Below are 23,992 nucleotides of genomic sequence, written 5' to 3'. Positions count from 1 at the left end.
GCACGGGGTCTCGACGAGTGCACGGCTTCCCGACGCGGATACCCCGTTCGCTCGGCGAGTTCCCGTGCACTCGGGAGCACCACGAGCGGGGGTACGTGAGGTGCGGTCGCGCGAATTCGGGCGAATGCGGGCAGGAATCCTGCCAACGTGCGGATCCGCGATTGACACGGGGGACTTTCTTCAAGAAAGTTAGCGGATGCCGCTCCGCTCCGACTGGTCCTCTGCGACCTGCCCCATCGCCCGCACCGCCGACGTGCTCGCCGACCCCTGGGTGCTGCTCATCCTGCGCGAGCTCTTCTCCGGCCGCACGCGTTTCGATCAGCTTCGTGACGCCACCGGCGCCGCCGACTCGGTGCTCTCCCGTCGCCTGACCGCGATGGGCGAGGCCGACCTCATCGCCCGCGAAGACCCCGACGATGCGCGCAGCGGCTATCGACTCACGACCGCCGGACGCGAGACGCTTCCGATCCTGCACGCCTACGCGCGGTTCGCTCGCATCACCGACCCCGACGGGCCGTGGGGACTGACCGTGAGCTGCGGCCGCTGCGGCGATGTCTCGGACTCCGTCAACTGGTGCGCGACCTGCGCGGCACCGCTCGACGCCGGCAGCACCCGGTGGGCACGGCGCAGCATGGGCGGGGAGCCCTTCGCCCTTCTCGCCGGAGACGCGGCATGACCGCCGAATCGCTCGACGGTCCGATCGAAGAACCCCTGACCGGACGGCAGCGCCGCTTCCACCCTGCCTGGACCGTGGCCCTGGTGGCCCTCATCGCGCTCATCGGCGCCGCCGGGTTCCGCGCCGCGCCCGGTGTGCTCATGGTGCCGCTCGAGGAGGAGTTCGGATGGAGCACGGCGGAGCTCTCGCTCGCGGTCTCGATCAACCTGCTGCTGTACGGCCTCATCGCCCCGTTCGCGGCCGCCCTCATGCAGCGCTTCGGCATCCGCGCGGTCACGGTGGTCGCACTCTTCGTCATCGGAGCGGGCGCGGCGCTGAGCGTCTTCGTGGCGACTCCCGGCCAGCTCATCCTGACCTGGGGTGTGCTGATCGGGCTCGGCACCGGATCGATGGCCCTGGTGTTCGCCGCGACCATCACCGACACCTGGTTCGCGACCCGGCGCGGGCTCGTCTCCGGCGTGCTCACCGCCGGCAGTGCGACCGGGCAGCTGATCTTCCTCCCCGTGATCGCGGCTGCCGCAGAAGACGTCGGATGGCGCGGGGCGTCGCTCATCATCGCAGGCGGCGCCCTCGCCGTCGCGCCCCTCGTCTGGATCTTCCTGCGCAACAGACCGAGCGACCTCGGGGTCGCCCGGTACGGCGAGACCACGCCCGTCATGGCGGCGGATCCCGTTCCGCGGGGCACGGCGGCTCCTCGGGGCACGGCGTGGGGTGCGGCGAAACTCGCGATCTCCACCCTGAGGGAGGCCGCTCGCACCAAGACCTTCTGGGCACTGGCGATCGGCTTCGCGATCTGCGGAGCGACGACCAACGGACTGATCGGCACGCACTTCATCCCGAGCGCGCACGACCATGGGATGGCGACGACGACCGCGGCCGGGCTGCTGGCCGTGGTGGGCGTCTTCGACATCGTCGGCACCGTGTTCTCCGGCTGGCTCACCGACCGGGTGAACCCGCGCATCCTGCTCGCCGCCTACTACGCGCTGCGCGGAGTGAGCCTGCTGTTCCTGCCGAGCCTGCTCTCGGCCGAAGTGCAACCCAGCATCATCGTGTTCATCGTGATCTACGGGCTCGACTGGGTCGCGACCGTGCCACCGACGATCGCGCTCTGCCGTGAGGTCTTCGGAGACAAGGGCCCGCTCGTGTTCGGCTGGGTGTTCGCGGCCCACCAGATCGGCGCCGGCATCGCCTCGGTCCTCGCCGGGATCGTGCGCGACCACACTGGCCAGTACACGTTCGCCTGGTTCGCCGCCGCCGGACTGTGCGCGGTCGCCGCCCTCGTCAGCGCGACCATCCGCCGCCACCCCGTATCCGTTCGCGAGTAGCTCACCCAATCCCGCACCGCACCGCACCGCACCGCACCGCACCCGAGTGCACGGGAAGCTGCCGAATGCACGGCTTCTGAACGCAAACTTCCCGTGCACTCGGCGAGTACACGGGAAGTCGACGCGGATGTGCGCGACGCGGATGTGCGCCGCGCTCAGAGCACCTTGGAGAGGAAGTCCTTCAGGCGTTCGTTCTTGGGCGAGCCGAAGAGCTCGGCGGGCGGTGCCTCCTCGACCACGACACCGCCGTCCATGAAGACCGTGCGGCCGGAGACCTCGCGCGCGAAGCCCATCTCGTGCGTCACCAGCACCATGGTCATGCCGCCGGAGGCCAGGTCGCGGATGACCTGCAGCACCTCACCGACCATCTCGGGATCGAGCGCGCTCGTGGCCTCATCGAACAGCATGATCTCGGGGTCCATCGCGAGCGCACGCGCGATCGCGACGCGCTGCTTCTGACCACCGGACAGGGATGCGGGCTTCGCGTCGGCCTTCTCCGAGAGACCGACCCGCTCCAGAAGCGACAGCGCCCGCTCGCGGGCCTCGGCCTTCGTCATCTTCCCGCACTCGACCGGCGCGAGGGTGATGTTCTCGAGCACCGTCATGTGCGGGAACAGGTTGAAGTGCTGGAACACCATGCCGATGCGCTGGCGCACCTCGTCGAGCTTCACGCTCTTGTCGGTCAGGTCGACGCCGTCGATGATGACGTGCCCCGACGTGGGCTCCTCGAGCTTGTTGAGGCAGCGCAGCAGCGTGGACTTGCCCGACCCCGACGGACCGATGACCGCGACGACCTCGCCGTCTTCCACCGAGAGGTTGATGCCCTTGAGCACCTCGTTGTCTCCGAACGACTTGTGCAGGTCCTGCACCACGATCTTGCTCATGCGTTGAACGTCCTCTCCAGGCGGTTCGCGAGCAGCGTCAGCAGCGTGATCACGACGAAGTAGATGATGGCGACGATCGTCAGCACCTGTGCCGACAGGTACGTCGAGGCGATGATCTGGCGAGAGACGAACGTCAGTTCCGCCAGGCCGATCACACTGATCAGCGAGGTGTCCTTCAGCGTGATGATGCCCTGGTTGACGAACGACGGGATCATGATGCGGAACGCCTGCGGGAGCACGACCTTCTGCATGGTCTTCCAGTGGCCGAGACCCAGCGAGCGCGAGGCCTCGTTCTGTCCGGGATCGACCGCCTGGATGCCTCCGCGGATGATCTCGGTCATGTACGCGCCCGTGTTGAGCGAGAGCGTGATCGCTCCGGCGACGAACGGGTTGAACGTGAGGCCAGGGAACAGCTGCGGGATCGCGAAGAACACGAAGAACGCCTGGATGAGGATCGGCGTCCCGCGGAACACATAGACGTAGGCCGTCGCGATCCAGCGGAACGGTGCGAACTTCGAGACCCGGCCGAAGCCGAAGATGAGCCCGAGGATGAAGGCGGCCACGATGGCGACGATCGTCGCGAGGATCGTCAGCCACAGGCCTTCCATGAGCGCGGGCCAGTACTGCACCGCGACCGAGATGATGTCGGTCGGCTGCGACGATTCCTCGCCGCCCGCCAGGTACGTGTCGACGATCTTGTCGTACTCGCCCGAAGACTTGAGGTTCGCGAGTCCGGCGTTGAACATCTCGATCAGTTCGGGGTTCTGCCCCTTGTTCACCGCGAAGCCGTACTCGCCGCCGAGCTCGGGCTCACCGATCAGGCGGAAGCCGGAACCCTGCTGGATGCCGTAGGCCAGCACCGGGAAGTCCTCGAAGTAGCCGACCGCCTGGCCGGCCTTCACAGCGTCGACCATGTCGGTCGTGTCCTGGTACGGGGTGACCTTGAAGCCGTACTCGTCCTTGTTCTCGTCGGCGAAGGTCTGCCCCTGCGTGCCGGTCTTCACGGCCACGGCCTTGCCGTCGAGGTCGTCGAGCGACTGGATGTCGCTCGACTCGAGAACGCCCAGCTGGATGCCGCTGGTGAAGTAGGGCTCACTGAAGTCGAAGGTCTTCTGTCGCTCCTCGGTGATCGACATGCCGGCCATGACCGCATCGACCTGGTTCGACTGCAGCGCCTGCACCGCGGCGTCGAATCCGAGCTGGCGGATCTCGACCTCGAAGCCCTGATCCTTCGCGATCGCGCGGAGCAGGTCCATGTCGATGCCGACGAGGTTGCCGTCCTTGTCGGTGAACTCGAACGGCGCGAAGGTCGTGTCGGTGCCGATGACGTACTTGTCGCCGTCGCTCGCGGCGGTGGCGGGGGCGGCTCCGGCGAGGAGCGCTCCGACGGCGACGAAGGCGACGAGCGCGGCCGCACCGGCGGTGCGCATCGATCGGCGCAGGCGGCCCGCCGCGGCGGATGGATTTCGGATCACGACGTGTGCTCCTCGGGTCGACAGCAGCGACCGGACGACCGCCGAGGATCTACCCTAGCTCGCGGCGAGTCGGGTCCCCGAAATATCGATCCAGTACCGCCGCACGCGGGGCCGCCCGGCCTCCGGCGCATCGATCACGTCTTCGAGCTCGCCACCGGCGCCCTCGATGGTGCGGATGGACCCGATGTTGTCGTCATCGCAGGTGAGCATCACGCGTTCGTACCCCTCCACCTTCGCCTGGCGGAGAATCTGCCGCATCGCCTCGCGCACGATCCCTTCGCGGCGACGGGAAGGGATCACCGAATAGCCGATGTGGCCACCGAAGCGACGCAGGTAGTCGTTGAGCTCGCGGCGGAAGGAGAGGAAGCCGACCACCTGGTCCCCCTCGGTGATCCAGTAGTAATCGCAGGGCACGTGGCCCTCCGGGAGAACCGCACCGGGTGTGGCGTACAGCTCTGCGCGCTCGACGAACTCCTCGAAAGCGGCCCGGTCGGGCACGAAACCCTTCTCGAGACCGCCCCCGTCGACGTGTCCGCCCTCGAACTCGCCCACTGCGGCGGCCCAGGATTCGAAGAGGTCGGTGGTCGGTCGAGAGAGTGCGATCGTCATCGCCCGATGACACCAGAAAGGGGCCGTGTCCGCAAACCGACGGACACGACCCCTTCCCGGGTTCGACTACTCGGCCCGCACGGCCGCGGGTGCCGCCGCCTCCGTTTTGTCGTAACGACCGAGGAACAGCGAGGCGATCAGGGCGACCGCCATGACGCACGCCGGCAGCAGGATCGACTGCGACATCCCCGCCGCAAACCCTTCGGCCACCTGGGGCGGCAGCGATCCGCCGGTCGAGATGCCCGCCGGGGCGTCGGCGAGGCCCGGGAGGTTCGCCTCGAGACGCGACTGCATGAACGCGGCGATGGATGCCGAGCCGATCACCGACCCGATGGTCCTGGTCGTGTTGTAGATGCCGGCGCCCGCCCCCGCCTGACGCGGCGGCAGCTTGCGCGTCGCCGTGGTGGCGAGCGGACCCCACATGCCGGCGTTGCCGATGCCCATCAGCGCAGAGGGAAGCAGGAACATCCAGATCGGGGTGTCCATGTTGATCAGTGCCGAGTACCAGACCAGCGCTCCGGCGACGCAGAGCAGGCCGGGGATGAGGATGATGCGCGGATCGACCCGGTCGAGGAGCTTCCCCGCGGCCGGGGCGAGCACCCCCGAGAGCACCGCCATCGGGATCAGGAGCAGTGCCGCTTCGGTGGGCGTGAGTCCGCGTGCGGTCTGCAGGAAGAACATCATCGGCAGCGACATGCTCGTCACCGTGAAGCCGACGGCGGCGATCGCCACGTTCGCGCCCGAGAAGTTGCGGTCGCGGAACAGGTCGAGCGGCACCAGCGGCTCGCTGCGGGTCTTGGCCTGCTGGAAGATGAACAGCCCGAGCACCACGAGGCCGACGATGATCAGGCTCCATACCGAGATCGGCCCCCAGATCACACCCCAGTCGTACTTCTCGCCCTCCTGGAGTCCGAACACGATGAGGAACAGCGCCACGGCGCTCAGCACCACACCCACGATGTCGAACCGGTGCGGATGCGTCGCGAGCTTGGGCACCAGACGCCAGGCGAGCACGAAGGCGACGATACCGACCGGGATGTTCACGAAGAAGATCCACTCCCAGCCGAAGCCGTCGACGAGCAGACCGCCCACGAGGGGGCCGACGAGAGTCGCGACACCAGCGGTCGCCCCCCAGAGACCCATCGCGGCGCCGCGGCGCTCGGGCGGGAAGGTGCGGGTGATCACGGCCATGGTCTGCGGTGTCATGAACGCCGCTCCGAGACCCTGCACCGCGCGGGCGACGATCAGGCCCTCGAGTGTGGTCGACAGTCCGCACCACAGCGACGCGAGGGTGAAGACCGCGAGGCCGATCAGGTAGATGTTCTTCGGGCCGAATCGGTCACCGAGGCGTCCGGTGATCAGCAGCGGCACCGCATAGGCGAGCAGGTAGGCGCTTGTGACCCACACGACGTTGTCGAGATTGTTCGTGTTCGGGTCGAGCGCCGCCTTGATGGCCGGGTTCGCGACCGACACGATCGTGGTGTCGACGAGGATCATGAAGAAGCCGATGACCAGCGCCCAGAGGGCGGGCCAGGGGCTCGTGGGCTTGTGCCCCACGGAATAGGTGCCGGTCGACGGACCGGAGGTCGAGGGCGCGGACACCGGGGGGCGGTCTCCGTCGCGAGGGGTATCTGTCATTGCTGTGCGGCCTTTCGCTGAGCGCGGTAGCGGTCTGAGTTCTGGAATGCCGTGGGACCCCACGGCAGGACTTCGGTCTGGAGGCGGTCCAGGAGGGTGTCGAGCCAGCGCAGCTCGGCGTCCAGCAGTGCCTCCTGACGCTCGATCTCGACGAGCACCTGCTCGGGCACGCTCTTCTCCCTGGCCGTCCGCAGGCCGTCGCGGTGCCGCGCGTGATCGCCGACGAGCGCCACCCGCCGCGCCTGCAGGAGGTCGATTACCTCCGGCCTCTCAAGGTTGTGGGCCTCGGCGAGCGCGATGCGGAAGTCGGCGGGTCGGTCGATGCGGGGCAGCTCGCGCCGCACCCACGTGACGACCGCGTCACGTCCGGCATCCGTCAGGGAGTAGGTCGTGCGCTCCGGACGATTGCCCTCGCGGTCGATGCCGAGCTCATCGATCAGCCCGGCACGATGCAGCCGGGACACCGTGTGGTAGAGCGTCCCGTTGGTGATCGTGATCAGGCGATCATCGTGGCGGGCCCGCATGAGCCGCACCATCTCGTAGGGGTGCATGTCGCCCTCGCGCAGCAGCGCGAGCACCATCACCCCCATGGGGGTGAGTCGGTCGACGGCATCCTTCTTCATGTCCCCACCTCAAATAGTCCATGTGGACTATACGCCCCCCAACGGACACCGACAAGACCGACATCCGCGGTCCCTCAGCTGATCAGCCCAGAGCGGCCGCGAGCTGCGTCGCGGTGAGGGGTCGGTCCGCGTAGACGAGCCGCATCACCGCAGGATCGGGGTTGCCGACATCCGGCGCGCGATGTACGAGGTGGAGGCCCAGCTTCTCCGCGACGTGCGCCGACGCGCGGTTGTGCTCCACGAGATAGGCGATGACCGGGCGATCGGGGTCGATGAGCCGCGCCTGCTCGATCCCGGCGCGCGCCAGCTCGGTCGCATACCCGTGCCCGTGCTGGTCGGCCGCGATGCGGTAGCCGACGTTCCACACCTCGCCGCGAAGCAGCGTGCAGCCGCCGTTCCCGATGATCTCGCCCGTGTCGCGCAGACGTGCCACCCATGATCCGAGTCCCGCCTGCTCCCAGCTGCGGTCCCAACGCCTCATCATGTCGAGAGTCGCGGCAGGGTCGGTGTGTCGAAGGCTCGGGAAGTGCGTCCACACCCGCGGATCATTCTGGATCGCGAAGATCGCATCGAGGTCGGCGGCCACCGCCCGCGACAGACGGAGCCGGTCGGTGAAGATGTCGTCAGCCACGCCTCCACGCTAGACACCGGCTCCGACACCCGTCGGCGCGACCCACGGACGCGGGCGATCGCGGTCGCACGGAACCGGGATAATAGGCGGGTGAGCACACCTTCAGAAGGCACGGCACAGAGCATTCCCGGCTGGCGGCACATCTACTCGGGCAAGGTCCGCGACCTGTATGCCTCGGAAGACCCGGCGGACACCCGCATCCTCGTCGTGGCCTCCGACCGCGTGAGCGCCTTCGACTTCGTGCTCTCCCCCGGCATCACCGACAAGGGCGCCCTGCTGACACAGCTGAGCCGCTGGTGGTTCGCCCAGCTCTCCGACTTCCCCAACCACATCGCCGCGGGCGAGCTGCCCGAGGCCGTCGCCGATCGCGCCATGCTCGCGCAGTCGCTCGAGATGCTGCCGATCGAGTGCGTCGTGCGCGGCTACATCACCGGTTCCGGCTGGGTCGAGTACCAGGAGAGCGGCACCGTGTGCGGCATTCCGCTCCCGGCCGGCCTGCAGAACGGCGATCGGCTGCCCGAGCCGCTGTTCACCCCGGCGTACAAGGCGCCGATGGGCGAGCACGACGAGAACATCACGTTCGAGCGCGCCGTCGAGCTCGTCGGCGCCGAGCGGGCGGCCGAACTACGCGACACCTCCCTGGCGATCTACACGGCTGCGGCCGCCATCGCTGAGGAGAAGGGCCTGATCCTCGCCGACACCAAGTTCGAGTTCGGGACGGATGCCGACGGCACCCTGCGCCTGGCCGACGAGGTGCTCACGAGCGACTCCTCCCGGTACTGGGACGCCGAGGCCTGGCGCACCGGCACGACGCCGAGCGCGCGCATGGCCAGCTTCGACAAGCAGATCGTGCGCGACTGGCTGGCCGCGAACTGGGACCAGCAGGGCGAGCCGCCGCTGCTTCCGGACGACGTGGTCGCGCGCACCGCCGACCGCTACCGCGAGCTGATCGAGCGCCTCGGCGCCTGACTCGCGACCGTCGAGGCCACTCGTCACGCAGGTCCACGGACCGGTCCGCGGACGGATGCATGACGACCGGACAGATGCATGACCATCGGCTGCGCGCCCCTCATGCATCCTTCATCCGCTCCTGCACCTGAGCGCAGGTCGGCGCCAGCGCTCAGGAAAAACTCAGGGATCGGTAGTGTTGCTCCAGCACTCCTGCCATCCCCCGAACCTTGAGGAGCCCGCATGGCCCTGTGGAAGCTGCACGGAAACGGCCGCACGGTCGAGCCCGGTGCCGTCGTCCGTCCCGACGAGCGCCTGAACTGGCCCGCGACGATCGCGATCGGTCTCCAGCACGTCGTGGCGATGTTCGGCGCGACGTTCCTGGTGCCGATCATCACCGGGTTCCCGGTCGCCACCACGTTGCTCTTCAGCGGTGTGGGCACGATCCTGTTCCTGCTGGTCACCCGCAACAAGCTGCCCAGCTACCTCGGTTCGTCGTTCGCGTTCATCGCGCCGGTGACCGCAGCGACCGCGTCCGCGAACATGGGCACCGCCCTGGCCGGGATCGTCGCCGTCGGCGTGCTGCTGGCGATCATCGGCGTCGTGGTGCACACGGTCGGGGTGAAGTGGGTGGACCGCTTCCTGCCGCCGGTACTCGCCGGAACGATCGTCGCCCTCATCGGTTTCAACCTCGCGGGCGCAGCGCACAACAACTACGCCGCAGCGCCGGTGACCGCGACCTTCACCCTCGCCATCACAATTCTCTTCGCCGTCGTCTTCCGCGGCTTCCTCGGCCGCATCTCGATCTTCCTCGGCGTCATCGCGGGGTACATCTTCGCGGCGTTCCGCGGTGAGCTCGACTTCGCAGCAGTCGAGAAGGCGGACTGGGTCGGCCTTCCGACCTTCACCTTCCCGAACTTCACCGAGCCCGGCACGCTCACGGCGCTTGCGATGTTCCTCCCGGTCGTTCTCGTTCTGATCGCCGAGAACGTCGGCCACGTCCGCGGCGTCGCGACCATGACCGGAGACGCGACGGTGAACCAGCAGACAGGCAAGGCGCTGATCGCGGACGGCGTCTCGACGACCCTCGCCGGCTTCTTCGGCGGTTCCGGCACGACGACCTACGGCGAGAACATCGGCGTGATGGCGTCCACCCGCGTCTACTCCACCGCCGCCTACTGGGTGGCGGGCACGGCCGCGATCCTGCTCAGCCTCTCCCCGAAGTTCGGCGAAGTCATCAACTCGGTGCCCGCCGGTGTGCTCGGCGGCGTGACGACGGCGCTCTACGGTCTGATCGGGGTCATCGGCATCAAGATCTGGGTCGACAACCGCGTCGACTTCTCGCGCCCGGTCAACCAGTACACGGCGGCCGTCGCGCTGATCATGGCGGTCGGCGGCTTCATGATCAAGGACGAGGCTTCCGGCTTCGAACTCGGCGGCATCGTCATCGCCACGGTGGCTGCGATCCTCATCTACCACCTCGGCAACCTGATCGCGCGCCTGCGCAAGACCGGTGCCGACGACCCGAAGCCGCTCGAGGCGGTCGGTCCGCTCGGCGGCGACCCCGAGTAGGCCGCGCCGCGCACAGACGGAGATCCCGGATGCCTCTCGTGAGGCATCCGGGATCTCTGCGTTTCGGGTGGTGCACCAGAACGCTCAGTCGATGACCGCGAGCACCCCATCGGCGGCGACCATCGCGGACAGCTCGACCCGCTGAGACAGCGATCCGGATCTGTGGGCGGTCACCGTGGTCTCCATCTTCATGGCGTCGAGGACCGCGACCGGCTCTCCCTCCGCGACCTCGGTGCCGTCGTCGACGAGCCAGCGCACCAGAGTGCCCGGCACCGGTGCACGCAGTTCGGTCGGGTCGGACGTGGGCGCTGCGGGCGCGGGGGCAGCCGGACGACCGAGGCCCGACAGCAGCCCGGCCGGGAGACCCAGCATCACGCGTCGGCCGTCGATCTCGACAGGGAAGCGCTGCAGTGCGGAGTCCGACACGGCCGCCGGCCGCGACTGCGTCTCCAGCTTCGGCAGCAGGGAGCTCTCGATCCACTGCGTGTGCACCGCGAAGGTCGCCGTGCCGAACGCCTCCTCGTCGAGCGCCATCACGTCGAACGGGATCACCGTCGCCGGCCCCTCGACGGTCAGCTCACGCAGAGCCCGCCGCGCCCGCACGATGGCCGCATCGCGGGACTCGGCGTGCACGATCAGCTTGGCGATCATCGAGTCGAAGGCCGGCTGCACGACGTCGCCCTCTTCGATGCCACTGTCCCAGCGCACGCCGGGTCCGCCGGGGATCCGCAGTCTCTCGACACGACCGGGGCTCGGCAGGAAGCCCCGCCCGGGGTCCTCGGCATTGATGCGGAACTCGAACGCGTGCCCGATGGGTGCCGGCGTCTCGACGAAGGACGGACCTTCCCCGAACGCGATGCGGAACTGCTCGCGCACCAGGTCGGTTCCGGTGACCTCCTCGGTGACCGGATGCTCCACCTGGAGCCTTGTGTTCACCTCGAGGAACGAGATGGTGCCGTCGGCCGCGAGCAGGAACTCCACGGTGCCGGCCCCGCGGTACTCCACCTCGCCGCAGATCGACCGTGCCGCGTCGTGGAAACGCGTCCGCTGTTCGACGGAGAGTCCCGGAGCCGGCGCCTCCTCGATGAGCTTCTGGTTCCGACGCTGCATCGAGCAGTCGCGGTCGCCGACCACCACGACACCGCCGCGCCCGTCGCCGAGCACCTGCACCTCGATGTGCCGCGGGCTCTCGAGGAAGCGCTCCACGAAGCACTCTCCGCGACCGAATGCCGCGATCGCCTCGCGAGTGGCCGCGTCGAAAGCCGCCGCGACCTCGGACAGCTCGCGCACCACCTTGAGCCCGCGGCCGCCACCGCCGAACGCCGCCTTGATCGCGATGGGGAGTCCGTGCTCCTCGGCGAACGCCACCGCCTCCTCAGGCCCGGCCAGCGGCTGGTCGGTACCGGCGGCGAGCGGCGCTCCGACCCGCTGCGCGATACGGCGAGCGGTCATCTTGTCGCCGAGTGCGTCGATGCTCTCGGGCGACGGCCCGATCCAGACCAGCCCCGCCTCCTCGACGGCCCGTGCGAATGCGGCGCTCTCCGAGAGGAAGCCGTATCCGGGGTGCACGGCGGTCGCGTCCGCCCGGCGCGCGGCGGCGAGCAGCGCCTCGACGGAAAGATACGTGTCGGCCCCCGTTGCTCCCCCCAGGCCCACGGCCTCATCGGCCAGGCGCACGTGCAGGGCGTCGGCATCCTGATCCGCATAGACCGCGACCGAGGTGTATCCGGCCTCGGCGCAGGCGCGGACGACGCGCACCGCGATCTCCCCGCGGTTGGCGATCAGGACCCTCTGCGTGGTCGGCGCGGTCGACACGGTGGTCATGAGGACTCCTTGACGGTGAAACGAAGACGCACTCCCGGAGCCAGTTGACCGGCGAGGTCGAGGCTGCGGTCCGTGAGGGCGCCGATGATGGGGTATCCCCCGGTGAGCGGATGATCCGGCAGGAACAGGACGGGCTGCCCATCGGGCGGCACCTGGACGGCCCCCGTGACAGCACCTTCGCTCGGCAGTTCGCCACCGACCGCGCGCTCCAGGGGCACCTCCCCCTGGAGCCTGATGCCGACGCGATCCGAACGCGGCGTGACGGTCCACTCCTGTCCGGTGAGGGTCGCGAGCGCGTGCCCCGTGAACCAGTCGTCCCGAGGGCCGAGCGTGATCTCGAGGTCGACGAGCTCTCCCGCGGCAGGGAGCTCGCGCGGCAGCGCATCGGGCTCGACGGGATGCGGCGCCGCGCCGCCCACCGGGACGACGGCACCCGCCACGAGCGCTTCCGGGCCGAGCCCGGCGAGGGTGTCCGCCGCACGGCTGCCCAGCGCGGGCACCGCATCCAGGCCTCCTCGCACGGCGACGACGTAGCGCAGCCCGCGCTCGGGGTGACCGAGGGTCAGTTCGTCGCCGTCGACGGTGGCGAAGGGCTCACCGTGCGCCACGGAACGAACGGTGCCGCCGACCTCGGTCAGGCGGAGCGCGCCGATCGCGCCGGCGACCGCGGCGACGCCGGCTCCCCGGAATCGCAGGACGGCTCCACCGACGCTCTCGAGCACCGCGGCGTCGCGTGCATTGCCCACGGCACGGTTCGCGTCGTGCATGGCCCGGCGGTCCGCAGCCCCGGATGCCGAGACGCCGAGTGCCGCATAGCTCGGGCGCCCGGCGTCCTGCACGAGCAGCTGCAGCGACGGGCGGACCACCTCGACGGCAGCTCCCGCGCCGAAACCCAGACCATCCGCATCCGTCGCGGAGTGTTGCGCCGCGACGCGCGGTGCGTGCGTCGGGTCGTCTCCGTTTCGGCCCGGGTGACCGCCCTCCAGCCGAGCGGCCTCCCGCACCTGCGCGAACCGCACCGCCGTCCCGGGCGACAGCAGCGCGGGCGGGTTCCGCTCGATGTCCCACATCACGGCATCCGTGCGTCCGATGAGCTGCCATCCCCCCGGGCTCTCCCGGGGGTAGACGCCGGTGAACTGCCCGGCGAGCGCGACCGAGCCGGCGGGCACGCGTGTGCGCGGCGACGATCGGCGCGGCACGTCGAACAGGGGATCGCTGCTCACGACGTATCCGAAGCCGGGGGCGAAACCGGAGAACGCCACCCGCCAGTCCGCGGCGAGGTGCCGGTTGACGAGTTCCTCCGCCGAGACGCCCAACAGCGATGCCGCCTCGTCGAGGTCTTCGCCGTCGTACCGCACCGGTACGGTGACCTCGCCGGTGCCCGGCGGATGCGCGGTGTCGATCTCGGTCGCGGCCAGCACCGCTGAAAGATCGGCGGCCGAGACCCGGACCGGATCGAAGCGCACGAGCACGGTGCGGGCGCCGGGGATGCGCTCGACGATGCCGGGCACGCCCTCCCACGCGAGGTTCAGGCGCATCGCCTCGTCGAGGTCGGATGCCTCGACGAGGAGAGCGTGATCGGATGCCGTGAGGATACGCATCAGACGAGGTACTCCGCATCCGGAACATCGGTGATGAACATGTACCCGGGCGCGTGCGTGATCGCGAACGGCGGCCTCGAGGCCATGATCGCGGCCTGCGGGGTGACACCGCAGGCCCAGAAGACGGGCACTTCGCCGTCGCGCACCTCGGGAGCATCCCCGAAGTCGGGATGCGCCAGGTCGTGGATGCCGAGCGATGCCGGGTCGCCGATGTGCACCGGAGCACCGTGCACCGCGGGAGTGCGGCCGGAGATCTGCACGGCATCCGCGACGCGAGCCGCGGGGATCGGACGCATCGAGACGACCATCTCTCCGCGCAGTCGTCCGGCGGGCGCGCACGACACGGAGGTGCGGTACATGGGCACGTTCCGGCCGAGCTCCTGATGGCGGATCGGGATCCCTGCCTGTGCGAGTCCGGATTCGAAGGTGAAGCTGCATCCGATGAGGAAAGCCACGAGGTCGGGATGCTCCGCCCAGGCCGCGGTCGCGTCGCCGACCTCCTCAACCAGCTCCCCCTCGCGCCAGATGCGGTACCGGCCGATGTCGGTGCGGATGTCGCTGCCGGGCGCGAGCCGTGACTCCACCGCGCCCTGCTCGATCACCTCGAGCACCGGGCACGGCTTCGGGTTCCGCTGCGCGAAGAGCAGCGTCTCGAAGGCCCAGTCGGCCGGTACCGCGATGAGGTTCGCCTGGGTCAGCCCGACCGCGACTCCGCTGGTCGGCTCGGCGTGACCGGTCCGGATCGCGGCGCGAGCAGCGCGTGCGTCGGCGAGTTGGTCGGCGGTGGCGAGAACGGTCATGTCAGGCGCCCGCGAACGGGGCGATCGTGATTCCCGCCTCCTGCAGCATCCGCTTGGTCTCTGCGGCCATGGCCACCGAGCCGGGGCTGTCGCCGTGCACGCAGATCGACTGCGCGACCACGGGCACATCGGTGCCGTCGATCGCACGGATCACGCCGTCGGCGGCGAGGCGCACCATGCGCTCGGCGACCGCTGCCGGGTCGTGCAGCACCGCGCCCTCCTCGGTGCGCGAGACGAGCTGCCCGTCGGGCTGATACGCGCGGTCCGCGAACGCCTCGGCGGCGACGGCGAGCCCTGCCCGCTCGGCCACGTCGAGCACGACGCCTCCGGAGAGCCCGAGCAGCACCAGGCCAGGGTCGATCGCGCGGATCGCGGCCACGACGTCCTTCGACTGCCGCTCGTCGCGGGCGATCGTGTTGTAGAGAGCGCCGTGCGGCTTGACGTACGAGACCCGGCCGCCCACCGCGGAGGCGAGCCCGATGAGCGCACCGAGCTGGTACTCGACGTGCGCCTGCAGCGTGGCCGAGTCGATGTCGACCTTCGTGCGTCCGAAGTTCTCGTAGTCGCGGTAACCGGGGTGCGCGCCGATCACCACGCCGTCCGCCACGGCAGCCGCGAGCGTCTCGCGGATCCCCTCGGGGCTGCCGGCATGGAAACCGCACGACACGTTCGCGCTCGTGACGAGGCGGAGCATGCTCGCGTCGTCGCTGACGATCCGGTCGGCGACGTTCTCGCCGAGGTCCGAGTTCAGGTCGATCGATGTCATGCGATCACGCTCCGATTCCGAGGAAGGCGAAGATGGGGCCGACCGAGACGATACCCATGTACCAGGTGAGCAGCGTCACGAGCGTACCGGCGACGAGCAGCCACATCGGGTACTTCTTCGAGCCGAGCAGGTCGCGACGGAACCAGCCGATGTACATGAACACCGTGAGTCCGATCGGCAGGATCAGGCCGTTGAAGCCGCCGACGAACACGAGGATCGCCGCAGGAGCGGTACCGATCGAGAGGTACACCGCCAGCGACACCACGATGAACGCGACGGTCGCGAGCTGCAGCGGCCACCCGCCCTTGAGCTTCGTGGTGAAGGTGGAGAGGAAGGTGGCGGAGGTGTAGGCCGCACCGATGACCGAGCTGATCGCCGCGGCCCAGAAGATCGCACCGAAGATGCGGAGGCCGGCGTCGCCGAGCACCGCGCCGAACGCCTGACCCGCGGGGTTCGCGCCCTGCCCGGAGAGGTCGAGCGTGACGCCGGAGGCCACGACGCCGAGGATCGCGAGGAACAGGACGTAGCGCATCACGCCGGTGACGAGGATGCCGTTGGTCGCCGCACGCATGACGGGGCCGGCGTGCTCCGGTCCGGTGTGTCCCGAGTCGAGGTAGCGGTGGGCGCCGGAGTACGTGATGTATCCGCCGACGGTGCCGCCGACGATGGTGGTGATGGTGGCGAAGTTCAGCTCGTCGGGCACGAAGGTCTGGCGCAGCGCCTCGCCGATCGGCGGCTGGGCGATCACGGCCACGACCACGGTCATGACGATCATGGCGATTCCCAGCACGACCAGCACGATGTCCATCACGGGGCCCGCCTTCTTCACCAGGAAGATGATGATCGCGAGGGCCGCGGTGACCATGCCGCCGAGCTTGGGGTCGATGCCGAGCAGGGCGTTGAGTCCCAGTCCGCCACCGGCGATGTTCCCGATGTTGAAGGCCAGCCCGCCGATCACGACGAGCACGGCGATCAGGTGTCCGGAGAAGGGGATGGCGCTGTTCGCGAGTTCGCCGGCGCGCTTGCCGGACGAGGTGATCATGCGCCAGACGTTCAGCTGCACCGCGATGTCGACGAGGATCGAGATGAGGATCGCGAACGCGAAGGCGGCCCCCATCGTCGCTGTGAACGTGGCGGTCTGCGTGATGAAGCCGGGGCCGATGGCGCTGGTGGCCATGAGGAAGATCGCGCCGATGACGGCACTACGGCCCGCGCGCTTCTTGGCGGACGAGAGGCGGGCTTCGTCCTCCGGGGAGAGGGAGGCGGTGGTCTGCTCTGACATGCGGGGGGTTCCCATCGTCGTTGGTGGGTGTCGGGTGACCCCCAGTGTAGAACGGATAGGCATTGATTGTTCAACAATCGTGTTACGGCCGTGCTACAGAACGGTTGCTTTCGTGTGATTTCCCTCCTGCGACCGCAGACGATGCCGCGGCTCCGCCGCCTACGATGAAGGCATGAACCAGCAGGGCCCGCTCGCCGACGTCCTCCGTCAGCGCATCATCGACGGCGACTTCGCGCCGGGGTCACGACTCTCGGAATCAGCCCTCGCCGAGCAGTTCGACGTCTCGCGCAACACGCTTCGCGAAGCCTTCCGTGTGCTCGCCGAGCAGGGCCTCGTCGAGCACATCCCCCACCGCGGGGTCTCGGTGGCGTCACCGACCATCGCCGACGTGATCGACATCTATCGGGCCCGCCGCGTGATCGAATGCACCGCACTGCGCCAGTCCGAGCCCGAGCACCCCGCCGTGCAGCTCATGCGCGAAGCCCTGGCCGAGGCCGAGGAGCAGCTGCCGCACGAGGATTGGCGACGTATCGGCAGCGCGAACATGGCCTTCCACGACGCGATCGTCGCCCTCGCCGACAGCGCACGGCTCGCCCGCACCTACCGCGATGTCGCCGCCGAGCTGCGTCTCGTCTTCCTCGAGATCGACGAGCCGAGGTCGCTGCACGAGCCGTACGTCCGTCGAAACCGCGCGGTGCTCACGGCTCTGCTGGAACAGGGACCCGAAGCCGCTGCGGAAGAACTCGAGCGCTACCTCACCGCATCGGAGCGCAGTGTCCTGGGGGCTTTCGCCCGCATGGGCCACGCCTGACCCCCGACGTCTCGCCGGGACGCACACCACCTTCGACCAGAACGACGTTCGGTATTTTTGACCTGAGTGCATAAATCTGTGAACGTGCCGGGAGATGCCTTGCCATCGCGTGAGAGCCATGCTTACCGTGAGCGCACTTCGACAGGATCGGCTGCGCAGAGTTGCTCACCTTTCCGCCGGGGGCCGCGTGCCGAGGGGGCGCGCGGAATCGTTCAGATCGAAAAGGACTACTACTTTGCGACTCACGAGAAAACTGGCGTTCGCCGCTACCGCGGCTGCTGCGCTCTGCCTCGGCACGGTCATCCCCGCTGCCGCGAATTCCGCACCCGACGCCGATGACATCCCCACCTTCCAGGAGTTCGAGGCGTCGACTTACCGAGACGTCGACGGTGCCTACGTCGTCAACGGAGACGAGGTGATCTCCAACCAGGGCGAACTGCGTTCGTTCTACGAGCAGCTCCTCGGCGCCGACCCCGTGACCAACGGTCTCATCGTCAACACCGTCAACAGCATCGACGACAAGTGGTCCGACGCGCAGGTGGCGAACCTCACCTATTGCGTCAGCACCGCCTTCGGTACACGTCACGCCGACGTCGTGAACGCGATGGAAAGCGGTGCTGCCCTCTGGGAAGCCGCATCCTCGAAGATCGACTTCATCTACGACAGCAGCGCCGATGCCAACTGCACGACGCGCAACAACGCCGTCCTGTTCTCGGTGGAGCCGGTGCAGACGACGCAGTACATCGCCAGGGCCTTCTTCCCGAGCACCGCACCGCGTCTGCAGAACGTCCTCATCGATGACTCGATCTGGACCCCCGGCTCGTCCTGGACCCCGACGAACGTGCTCGGCCATGAACTGGGCCACGTGCTCGGCTTCCGCCACGAGCACACCCGCCCGGAGGCCGGCACCTGCTTCGAGGACAACAACTGGCGTCCTCTGACGCCGTACGACTCCTCGTCGATCATGCACTACCCGCAGTGCAACGGATCGTCCGACGACCTGTCGATGACGAGCGTCGACACCGCCGGAGTCGTCTCCCTCTACGGGAACTGACACCGGTCAGCACGTCGGAATCAGCGGGGCCCGGTCGTTCGCGACCGGGCCCCGCGTTCGTCCGTCGTTCAGGCGGAGTCACCCGGCAGTTGCTCGCGCCCTCGCAGAGCCGCCGTGGCCCGCGGCCGCGGCTCACCGTCACGCAGGGGAGCCGGTGGCGCGATGGACGCCGTGGGCTCGGGGAGTCCGTACCGTCGGAACATCCAGCGGCGGGCCTCCTCGAGCGGATACGTATCGCCGAAGACGGCGGATTTCACGAAGACACCCTCGATCGTGCTGCGCAGCATCACCTCTTCGAGCGCCGGGTCCTCGGCCCCCCGCGCGCGGAAGAGGTCACGGACCGCGTCCTCCGCCGCGGTGGCGCCCGCCTCGTGCCGGGCCTCCGACTCCGCGAAGAGTCGATGCGTGGCCGGCTGCTGCTGCATCGCGAGCACCGCGCGCTGCAGCGGTATCGCATAGGCGGTGGCCGTGAGAGCACCGTCGATCACCGCGGCGAGCATCTCGTCGGGCGTGCCCTCGACGCGGGCGAAGCCGAGCACGGTCTCGAACCAGCGATCGATCACGGCGGCGACGAGTTGCTCCTTGCCACCGAAGTGATAGTTCACGAGCCCCTGGGCGACGCCGGCACGCTTCGTGATCTCGGCGATGCTCGCCCCTGCGACGCCCCGTTCGCTGAACGTCTCGATCGCCGCCTGCAGGATGTTCTCCCTGGCACGCTCTCGGGCCAACCGGTTCTGCTCGTCGGAGCGCGCCACGTGGCATCCACCTCCTGAGCCCCGCCGGTCCGTCTTTCGAAATCGCCCCCCTGCCGTATAGATTACTCACTGAATGTTCGTTCAATCTATGAACCGACACGGATTCACCCTTCCCAGGAGCACCCATGCACTCTTTCGCGAGCGTCGACTTCAACAGCGTCACCTCGATCTTCGAATGGCTCGTGAGCCAGTGGTGGGCGTGGACGATCGTCGGGGTCGTCGTGCTGTTCTTCCTCGTGATCTGGATCCTCCCGGCCGCCAAGGTCAAGGCCTCGCCCGAGCACCCCACCACCGGGGTCGAGGCCGATGAGATCGCGCTCGGCTTCCTGCAGATCGTGAACCTGCCCTCGGGCTTCTGGAACGATCCGACCGCTTCGCTCCTCGACGACCGCGAGAAGAAGGTCCTCGTCGACCAGTGGGGCGTGCACACACGAGACGAATGGCTCGCCAACATCGAGCGCCTGAGCACCGTCCGCCGCCGTCGCGAGGTATGGATGCTGTACCTCGCCGTGCGCACCGAACTCGCCCAGCGCCTCGGTCGCACGCCGAAGGCCAAGGAATGGCTCGCCGCCATCGTGCAGGAAGGCGGCGACAAGCGCGATGCACGCGCTTTCGTCACCTCGATCGAGTACGCCGAGACCGAGGTGCGCAAGCGCGTGGGCAAGGACATCGTCACCCCCGGGCTCTTCGTGAAGACCCTCGATGGCTACGGCCTGGGTCAGGCCGTGGCCATGACGACCTGGGGTGTCGCGCTCGGACACGGCGACGTGGCTGAGGCGCGCGCGATCATCCACCGCATCAACGTCGAAGGGCGCCCGGCGTTCGAATCATGGGCCGACTTCGGCCTGAGCTACATCGTGGGACGTGTCATGCACTGGACGGACGGCAACGTCGATGAGAAGTCGTTCGAGAAGTTCGGCGACGGCTGGTCCGATTTCCAGGCCGCAGCGTCCGAGAAGCGCAACGGCCCGTGGGCGACGCTGTCATGGAGCCTGTGACCGTAGACCTGGACCCGCTGCGACGAAGCGCAGGACTCCGCGACATCCTCAACTACGAACGCATCTGCGGGATTCCGCCGCATCGGCGGTTCCTGGTGATCCTGGTGGTCGTGCTGCTGTTCGCCGCCGCGATGCTCACCGGGCTCTGGTTCCTCGGCCGCAGCGACATCCTCACGGTCGCCCCGATCCTCGGGGTGTTCGTGATCGGGTACACCGTGCTCGCCGCCGTCGGCTTCGTCTGGTGGGCGGTCGGCCTGAGTCGCCGGGTGAAGGTCGCCGCCTTCGCCTGGGCGAACGGATGGGCGTACGCCGACACCCTCGAGCGCACCCGCCGTCCCGGGGCCGCGTTCACGCGGGTCGCGCACGGACGCGAACGTGCGGTCATCGCCTGCGACGACGACCGGATGCCGTTCGAGCTGGGCATGCATCACTCTGTCGCCCACGGACAGGAGCGCGCCACGATCCAGCGCCCCTTCGCCTTCATCGAACTGCCGCTGCCGGCATCCGTCCCGCACATCGTGCTCGCCAACCGGAAGCGCAGCATCGTCCCCACGCTCGGCCTCGGGCGTGGCGCCGCGCGCATGGATCTGGAAGGCGAGTTCGCGAAGACGTTCCGCCTCATCGTGCCGGAGGGCTATCAGCAGGACGCTCTCTACATCTTCACGCCGGATCTGATGGCCCGCGTGCTGGACCTCTGCTCCGGCGCCGAGATCGAGCTCGTGTCCGACCGTCTCTACGTGTACCTGCCGTCCGGCACACGGTTCGACCATGCCGAGACCATGACGGCGGTGCTCACCTTGGCCGAGGAGTTCCATCGGCGCTTCGCGGTGCGCACCGAGCTGTACCGCGATGACGAGGCGGGAGGCCTCGCCGCCAGAGCAGGCGTGTCGGTCGGCCTGCGCGGCCAACGGCTGGGCGGTCGCGGGATCTCGGTGTTCGCGGTCGCCGGCACGGCCGCGGTGCTCCTGCTCTCCGCCGGCCTCACCGCCTTCTCGCTCTTCGGCGGTGACATCCTCAGCTCGCTCGTCGGCTGAGCCTCAAGACCCACGGCTGTGGGCCTGGCCCGGAGGGGGCGCCAGGGCCACAGCCGTGTTCATCCCCTCCGCGGACGCTCGCGCACCCCGACGCGGTTCGTCAGGACCGGACGTGGTCGGTCAGGCCGAGGCCCGGATCACCAGCTCGGTCGGCAGGATCGTCGTGGTCGGCGGGTCCTCCCCCGCGAGCCGCGACAACAGGATCCGGGCCATGGCCTCACCCTGCGCGTACATCGGCTGGCGCATCGTGGTCAGCTGCGGGTCGGTGGTGACGGCGACCGAGGAGTCGTCGAAGCCGACCAGGGCGATGTCCTCCGGCACACGCACACCCGCCGAGCGGAGGGCGGTCAGGGCGCCACGGGCCATCAGGTCGCTCGCGACGAAGATCGCATCCGGACGCCCGCCGTCGAGCAGACGCCTGGCGGCCTCCGCACCGCTCGCCTCGCTGTAGTCGCCCTCCTCCTCGGCGTACGGGGCGAGGCCGGCATCCGCCAGAGCGGCGCGGAACCCCTGCACACGATCTTCCGAGGCGACCATCGTGAGCGGACCGGAGATCGTCGCGATGCGTGTGCGGCCGATGTCGATCAACCGCTGAGTGGCGTGCTTCGCTCCGGCCACGTTGTCGACGTCGACGACGTAGTCCCCATCGTGACGGCGCACGGGGCGGCCGCCGAAGACGACCGGTACGGCATCCGCGATCCGATCGACGAAGGCGTCGCTCGTGTGGTGCGAGACGATCAGCGCACCGTCCACGCCGCCGTTGCGCACGAAGCTGGTCATCTTGTCGCCGGGGTCATCGCTCGCGATGAGCAGGTTGAGCAGGTAGTCCGATCCGCCGAGCGCCCCGGTGATGCCCGCGACGATGGCCGCGAAGAACGGGTCGCCGAAGAAACGGGTGGTGTCCTCCGGCACGATGAGGGCGATGGCATGCGTCTGCCGTGAGGCGAGCGAGCGTGCGGCCCGATTGGGCACGTAGTTCAGCTCGTCGATCGCCGCGCGCACCGCGGCGAGGGCCTCCGGGCTCACGGCCGTCGACCCGTTCACGACCCTCGACACTGTCGACCGGGAGACACCCGCAGCGGATGCCACTTCTTCGATGGTCGCTCGGGGCGACATCAGCGTACGCACTCTTCCATCGCCCTATTCTCACCGGTTCACGGGTGCGACGACGACCGTCCCGCTTCGAGTCGCGCAAATGGTCGCTTCTCGGCCGCAGATACGACCCTTCGCGCGACTCGAGGGGCGGGCAGCGGGGTCAGAGCGCCCGGGCCGCGATGATGCGGGCGTACTCCCGACCCGAGTCCTTGAGCGTGCGCTCCTGGGTGTCGTAGTCGACGCGTACGATGCCGAACCGCTTGTCGTATCCCCACGCCCATTCGAAGTTGTCGAACAGCGACCAGTAGAAGTAGCCGCGCACATCGACACCCGCCTCGGCGGCATCGAGCACCGCGCCCAGGTGCAGGCGAAGGAACTCGGTGCGCTCGGCGTCGTGCACGCGCGTGTCGCCGTCTTCGACCGCCACGGCATCGTCGTAGGCCGCCCCGTTCTCGGTCATGTAGAGCACGGTGCCCGCGGGCTCGGCGTACTCGTTCCAGATCCGCTGCAGCACACGGGTGAGACCCTCGGGCTGCACCTCCCAGTTCTGCGCGGTGCGGGGCAACCCCCGCTCGACCGCGTGGATGCCGTCGCTCGACGGGTAGGGGCTGCGCCGCACGCGCTCGGTCTCGGGCTCCGCGGAGACCGGCCCCTCAGCCGGAGCAGTGCCCGATACGAGGTCGCCGTGGTAGTAGTTCACCCCCTGCGTGTCGATGTGCTGCGAGATCAGCTGGAGGTCGTCGTCCTGCACGGCCGCCTCGAACTGCGCGACCGCGTCGGCATCGACCGCGCGGATGTCTTCGACGATGTCGGCGGGGTAGCTGCCGCGGTAGATCGGGTCGAGGAACCAGCGGTTGAACTGTCCGTCCACGCGACGAGCCGCATCGACATCGGCCGGATTCTGCGGGTCGGCGGGGTCGGCGACAGTGTGGTTCAGGGTGATGCCGAGGTTGAGCGAGGCGTCGCGTCTGCGGAACTCCTGCACGGTCGTGCCGTGTGCGAGAAGCAGGTGGTGCGAGGCGAGGAGCCCCTCCGCGATGCTGGTGTGCCCGGGCGCATGCTCGCCGGCAGTGTACGAGAGGAACGACGAGCACCACGGCTCGTTCAACGTGGTCCACACGTTCACCCGGTCGCCGAGCGCGTCGTGCATGGTGCCGGCGTACTCCAGGAAGCGATCGACCGTGTCGCGGTTCGTCCAGCCACCGGCCTCCTGCAGGGCCTGCGGCATGTCCCAGTGGTACAGCGTCAACCAGGGCAGGATGTCGGCGGCGAGCAGCTCGTCGACCAGGCGCTCGTAGAAGTCCACTCCCGCCGCGTTGACGGCTCCACCGTCCGGACGCACCCGTGACCACGAGGTCGAGAAGCGGTACGTCTGCAGCCCGAGCTGCGTCATGAGCGCGACGTCCTGCGGGTAGCGGTGGTAGTGGTCGCAGGCGACGTCGCCGTTCTCGGCACCGATCACCGCGCCCGGCTCGCGCGAGAACGCGTCCCAGATCGAGGCCGTGCGCCCGTCCTCGAACGCCGCCCCCTCGATCTGGTACGCCGCGGTCGCGGCGCCGAAGAGGAAGTTCTCGGGGAAGGAGCGGGTCAT

22 protein-coding genes are annotated in these 23,992 nt (G+C 68.8%); 8 read left to right on the top strand and 14 right to left on the bottom strand.

Annotation, left to right across the window (positions count from 1 at the left end; genetic code table 11):
• Nucleotides 1–196 precede the first annotated feature (196 nt).
• Together ABDC25_RS02375 and ABDC25_RS02370 are read left to right on the top strand one after the other, a co-directional pair.
• A complete protein-coding gene (locus tag ABDC25_RS02375) occupies nt 197–676 on the top strand; it encodes a helix-turn-helix domain-containing protein (RefSeq protein WP_347124655.1) in 480 nt (159 codons plus the stop codon).
• Nucleotides 673–2,001, top strand: a complete 1,329-nt coding sequence (locus ABDC25_RS02370; protein ID WP_292764873.1) for an MFS transporter — start codon at nt 673–675, stop codon at nt 1,999–2,001. The genes ABDC25_RS02375 and ABDC25_RS02370 overlap by 4 nt, the downstream gene beginning before the upstream one ends.
• A 155-nt stretch (nt 2,002–2,156) precedes the next feature.
• Here the strand turns inward: ABDC25_RS02370 and ABDC25_RS02365 are convergent, their stop codons facing one another.
• From ABDC25_RS02365 to ABDC25_RS02340, 6 genes are all read right to left on the bottom strand, one after another.
• Nucleotides 2,157–2,885, bottom strand: a complete 729-nt coding sequence (locus ABDC25_RS02365; protein ID WP_029258788.1) for an amino acid ABC transporter ATP-binding protein — start codon at nt 2,883–2,885, stop codon at nt 2,157–2,159.
• Nucleotides 2,882–4,360 (bottom strand): amino acid ABC transporter substrate-binding protein/permease, encoded by a 1,479-nt coding sequence (locus ABDC25_RS02360; protein WP_021199216.1) that lies wholly within the window; start codon nt 4,358–4,360, stop codon nt 2,882–2,884. Before ABDC25_RS02360 ends, ABDC25_RS02365 begins: the two co-directional genes overlap by 4 nt.
• 54 nt (nt 4,361–4,414) lie before the next feature.
• Nucleotides 4,415–4,969, bottom strand: coding sequence for a GNAT family N-acetyltransferase (locus ABDC25_RS02355; RefSeq protein ID WP_029266885.1), 555 nt, complete (start codon nt 4,967–4,969; stop codon nt 4,415–4,417).
• Between the two features lie 66 nt (nt 4,970–5,035).
• Nucleotides 5,036–6,607, bottom strand: a complete 1,572-nt coding sequence (locus ABDC25_RS02350) for an MFS transporter (RefSeq protein WP_046398902.1) — start codon at nt 6,605–6,607, stop codon at nt 5,036–5,038.
• Nucleotides 6,604–7,230, bottom strand: coding sequence for a PadR family transcriptional regulator (locus ABDC25_RS02345; protein ID WP_347124651.1), 627 nt, complete (start codon nt 7,228–7,230; stop codon nt 6,604–6,606). The genes ABDC25_RS02350 and ABDC25_RS02345 overlap by 4 nt, the downstream gene beginning before the upstream one ends.
• An 82-nt stretch (nt 7,231–7,312) precedes the next feature.
• On the bottom strand, nt 7,313–7,861 hold the full coding sequence (locus tag ABDC25_RS02340) for a GNAT family N-acetyltransferase (protein WP_167253683.1): 549 nt from the start codon (nt 7,859–7,861) through the stop codon (nt 7,313–7,315).
• A 90-nt stretch (nt 7,862–7,951) separates the two neighbouring features.
• On the opposite strand from ABDC25_RS02340, the gene ABDC25_RS02335 reads away from it, so the two are divergent.
• Together ABDC25_RS02335 and ABDC25_RS02330 are read left to right on the top strand one after the other, a co-directional pair.
• Nucleotides 7,952–8,830 (top strand): phosphoribosylaminoimidazolesuccinocarboxamide synthase, encoded by an 879-nt coding sequence (locus ABDC25_RS02335; protein WP_021199221.1) that lies wholly within the window; start codon nt 7,952–7,954, stop codon nt 8,828–8,830.
• A gap of 222 nt (nt 8,831–9,052) precedes the next feature.
• On the top strand, nt 9,053–10,381 hold the full coding sequence (locus ABDC25_RS02330; RefSeq protein ID WP_021199222.1) for a solute carrier family 23 protein: 1,329 nt from the start codon (nt 9,053–9,055) through the stop codon (nt 10,379–10,381).
• An 84-nt stretch (nt 10,382–10,465) separates the two neighbouring features.
• Here the strand turns inward: ABDC25_RS02330 and ABDC25_RS02325 are convergent, their stop codons facing one another.
• Genes ABDC25_RS02325 through ABDC25_RS02305 form a run of 5 tightly spaced genes read right to left on the bottom strand, consistent with a single transcriptional unit; the run spans nt 10,466 to nt 16,654 of the window.
• Nucleotides 10,466–12,205 (bottom strand): biotin carboxylase N-terminal domain-containing protein, encoded by a 1,740-nt coding sequence (locus tag ABDC25_RS02325; RefSeq protein WP_347124648.1) that lies wholly within the window; start codon nt 12,203–12,205, stop codon nt 10,466–10,468.
• A complete protein-coding gene (locus tag ABDC25_RS02320) occupies nt 12,202–13,806 on the bottom strand; it encodes an urea amidolyase family protein (protein ID WP_021199224.1) in 1,605 nt (534 codons plus the stop codon). The genes ABDC25_RS02325 and ABDC25_RS02320 overlap by 4 nt, the downstream gene beginning before the upstream one ends.
• On the bottom strand, nt 13,806–14,606 hold the full coding sequence (locus tag ABDC25_RS02315) for a putative hydro-lyase (RefSeq protein ID WP_347124646.1): 801 nt from the start codon (nt 14,604–14,606) through the stop codon (nt 13,806–13,808). The genes ABDC25_RS02320 and ABDC25_RS02315 overlap by 1 nt, the downstream gene beginning before the upstream one ends.
• 1 nt (nt 14,607) lies before the next feature.
• Nucleotides 14,608–15,372, bottom strand: a complete 765-nt coding sequence (locus ABDC25_RS02310) for a 5-oxoprolinase subunit PxpA (protein WP_021199226.1) — start codon at nt 15,370–15,372, stop codon at nt 14,608–14,610.
• Nucleotides 15,373–15,376: 4 nt separating this feature from the next.
• Nucleotides 15,377–16,654: an NRAMP family divalent metal transporter gene (locus tag ABDC25_RS02305; protein WP_021199227.1), complete on the bottom strand. Its 1,278-nt coding sequence runs from the start codon at nt 16,652–16,654 to the stop codon at nt 15,377–15,379.
• 172 nt (nt 16,655–16,826) lie between these two features.
• On the opposite strand from ABDC25_RS02305, the gene ABDC25_RS02300 reads away from it, so the two are divergent.
• Together ABDC25_RS02300 and ABDC25_RS02295 are read left to right on the top strand one after the other, a co-directional pair.
• Nucleotides 16,827–17,465 carry a GntR family transcriptional regulator gene (locus ABDC25_RS02300; protein WP_021199228.1) on the top strand — a complete coding sequence of 213 codons (639 nt, stop codon included), beginning with the start codon at nt 16,827–16,829 and terminating at the stop codon, nt 17,463–17,465.
• A gap of 235 nt (nt 17,466–17,700) precedes the next feature.
• The gene (locus tag ABDC25_RS02295; RefSeq protein WP_347124643.1) at nt 17,701–18,519 is read left to right on the top strand and encodes a M57 family metalloprotease; all 819 of its coding nucleotides are present in this window, start codon (nt 17,701–17,703) and stop codon (nt 18,517–18,519) included.
• A gap of 68 nt (nt 18,520–18,587) precedes the next feature.
• On the opposite strand, the gene ABDC25_RS02290 is transcribed toward ABDC25_RS02295, so the two are convergent.
• Nucleotides 18,588–19,274, bottom strand: coding sequence for a TetR family transcriptional regulator (locus tag ABDC25_RS02290; RefSeq protein WP_021199230.1), 687 nt, complete (start codon nt 19,272–19,274; stop codon nt 18,588–18,590).
• A gap of 125 nt (nt 19,275–19,399) precedes the next feature.
• Here ABDC25_RS02290 and ABDC25_RS02285 point away from each other — a divergent pair, with 125 nt between their 5' ends.
• Nucleotides 19,400–20,272 carry a DUF1266 domain-containing protein gene (locus ABDC25_RS02285; RefSeq protein ID WP_029258798.1) on the top strand — a complete coding sequence of 291 codons (873 nt, stop codon included), beginning with the start codon at nt 19,400–19,402 and terminating at the stop codon, nt 20,270–20,272.
• The gene (locus ABDC25_RS02280; RefSeq protein WP_347124640.1) at nt 20,269–21,306 is read left to right on the top strand and encodes a hypothetical protein; all 1,038 of its coding nucleotides are present in this window, start codon (nt 20,269–20,271) and stop codon (nt 21,304–21,306) included. Before ABDC25_RS02285 ends, ABDC25_RS02280 begins: the two co-directional genes overlap by 4 nt.
• A gap of 120 nt (nt 21,307–21,426) precedes the next feature.
• On the opposite strand, the gene ABDC25_RS02275 is transcribed toward ABDC25_RS02280, so the two are convergent.
• Nucleotides 21,427–22,422 (bottom strand): LacI family DNA-binding transcriptional regulator, encoded by a 996-nt coding sequence (locus ABDC25_RS02275; protein WP_347124638.1) that lies wholly within the window; start codon nt 22,420–22,422, stop codon nt 21,427–21,429.
• 139 nt (nt 22,423–22,561) lie between these two features.
• Entirely contained in the window at nt 22,562–23,992 is a 1,431-nt protein-coding gene (locus ABDC25_RS02270; protein WP_347124636.1) for a GH1 family beta-glucosidase, read from the bottom strand.

This window comes from Microbacterium sp. SY138 (genome assembly GCF_039729145.1).
Classification (GTDB): Bacteria; Actinomycetota; Actinomycetes; order Actinomycetales; family Microbacteriaceae; genus Microbacterium; species Microbacterium maritypicum_A.
This window is presented reverse-complemented; position numbering and strand designations above follow the sequence as displayed.

What these genes read in the sequence shown, in the direction of transcription:
- ABDC25_RS02365 (WP_029258788.1), bottom strand. Translation starts at nt 2,885, where the DNA reads ATGAGCAAGATCGTGGTGCAGGACCTGCACAAGTCGTTCGGAGACAAC.
- ABDC25_RS02375 (WP_347124655.1), top strand. Translation starts at nt 197, where the DNA reads ATGCCGCTCCGCTCCGACTGGTCCTCTGCGACCTGCCCCATCGCCCGC.
- ABDC25_RS02310 (WP_021199226.1), bottom strand. Translation starts at nt 15,372, where the DNA reads ATGACATCGATCGACCTGAACTCGGACCTCGGCGAGAACGTCGCCGAC.
- ABDC25_RS02305 (WP_021199227.1), bottom strand. Translation starts at nt 16,654, where the DNA reads ATGTCAGAGCAGACCACCGCCTCCCTCTCCCCGGAGGACGAAGCCCGC.
- ABDC25_RS02330 (WP_021199222.1), top strand. Translation starts at nt 9,053, where the DNA reads ATGGCCCTGTGGAAGCTGCACGGAAACGGCCGCACGGTCGAGCCCGGT.
- ABDC25_RS02370 (WP_292764873.1), top strand. Translation starts at nt 673, where the DNA reads ATGACCGCCGAATCGCTCGACGGTCCGATCGAAGAACCCCTGACCGGA.
- ABDC25_RS02350 (WP_046398902.1), bottom strand. Translation starts at nt 6,607, where the DNA reads ATGACAGATACCCCTCGCGACGGAGACCGCCCCCCGGTGTCCGCGCCC.
- ABDC25_RS02355 (WP_029266885.1), bottom strand. Translation starts at nt 4,969, where the DNA reads ATGACGATCGCACTCTCTCGACCGACCACCGACCTCTTCGAATCCTGG.
- ABDC25_RS02300 (WP_021199228.1), top strand. Translation starts at nt 16,827, where the DNA reads ATGAACCAGCAGGGCCCGCTCGCCGACGTCCTCCGTCAGCGCATCATC.
- ABDC25_RS02275 (WP_347124638.1), bottom strand. Translation starts at nt 22,422, where the DNA reads ATGTCGCCCCGAGCGACCATCGAAGAAGTGGCATCCGCTGCGGGTGTC.
- ABDC25_RS02345 (WP_347124651.1), bottom strand. Translation starts at nt 7,230, where the DNA reads ATGAAGAAGGATGCCGTCGACCGACTCACCCCCATGGGGGTGATGGTG.
- ABDC25_RS02320 (WP_021199224.1), bottom strand. Translation starts at nt 13,806, where the DNA reads ATGCGTATCCTCACGGCATCCGATCACGCTCTCCTCGTCGAGGCATCC.
- ABDC25_RS02315 (WP_347124646.1), bottom strand. Translation starts at nt 14,606, where the DNA reads ATGACCGTTCTCGCCACCGCCGACCAACTCGCCGACGCACGCGCTGCT.
- ABDC25_RS02325 (WP_347124648.1), bottom strand. Translation starts at nt 12,205, where the DNA reads ATGACCACCGTGTCGACCGCGCCGACCACGCAGAGGGTCCTGATCGCC.
- ABDC25_RS02285 (WP_029258798.1), top strand. Translation starts at nt 19,400, where the DNA reads ATGCACTCTTTCGCGAGCGTCGACTTCAACAGCGTCACCTCGATCTTC.
- ABDC25_RS02270 (WP_347124636.1), bottom strand. Translation starts at nt 23,992, where the DNA reads ATGACCCGCTCCTTCCCCGAGAACTTCCTCTTCGGCGCCGCGACCGCG.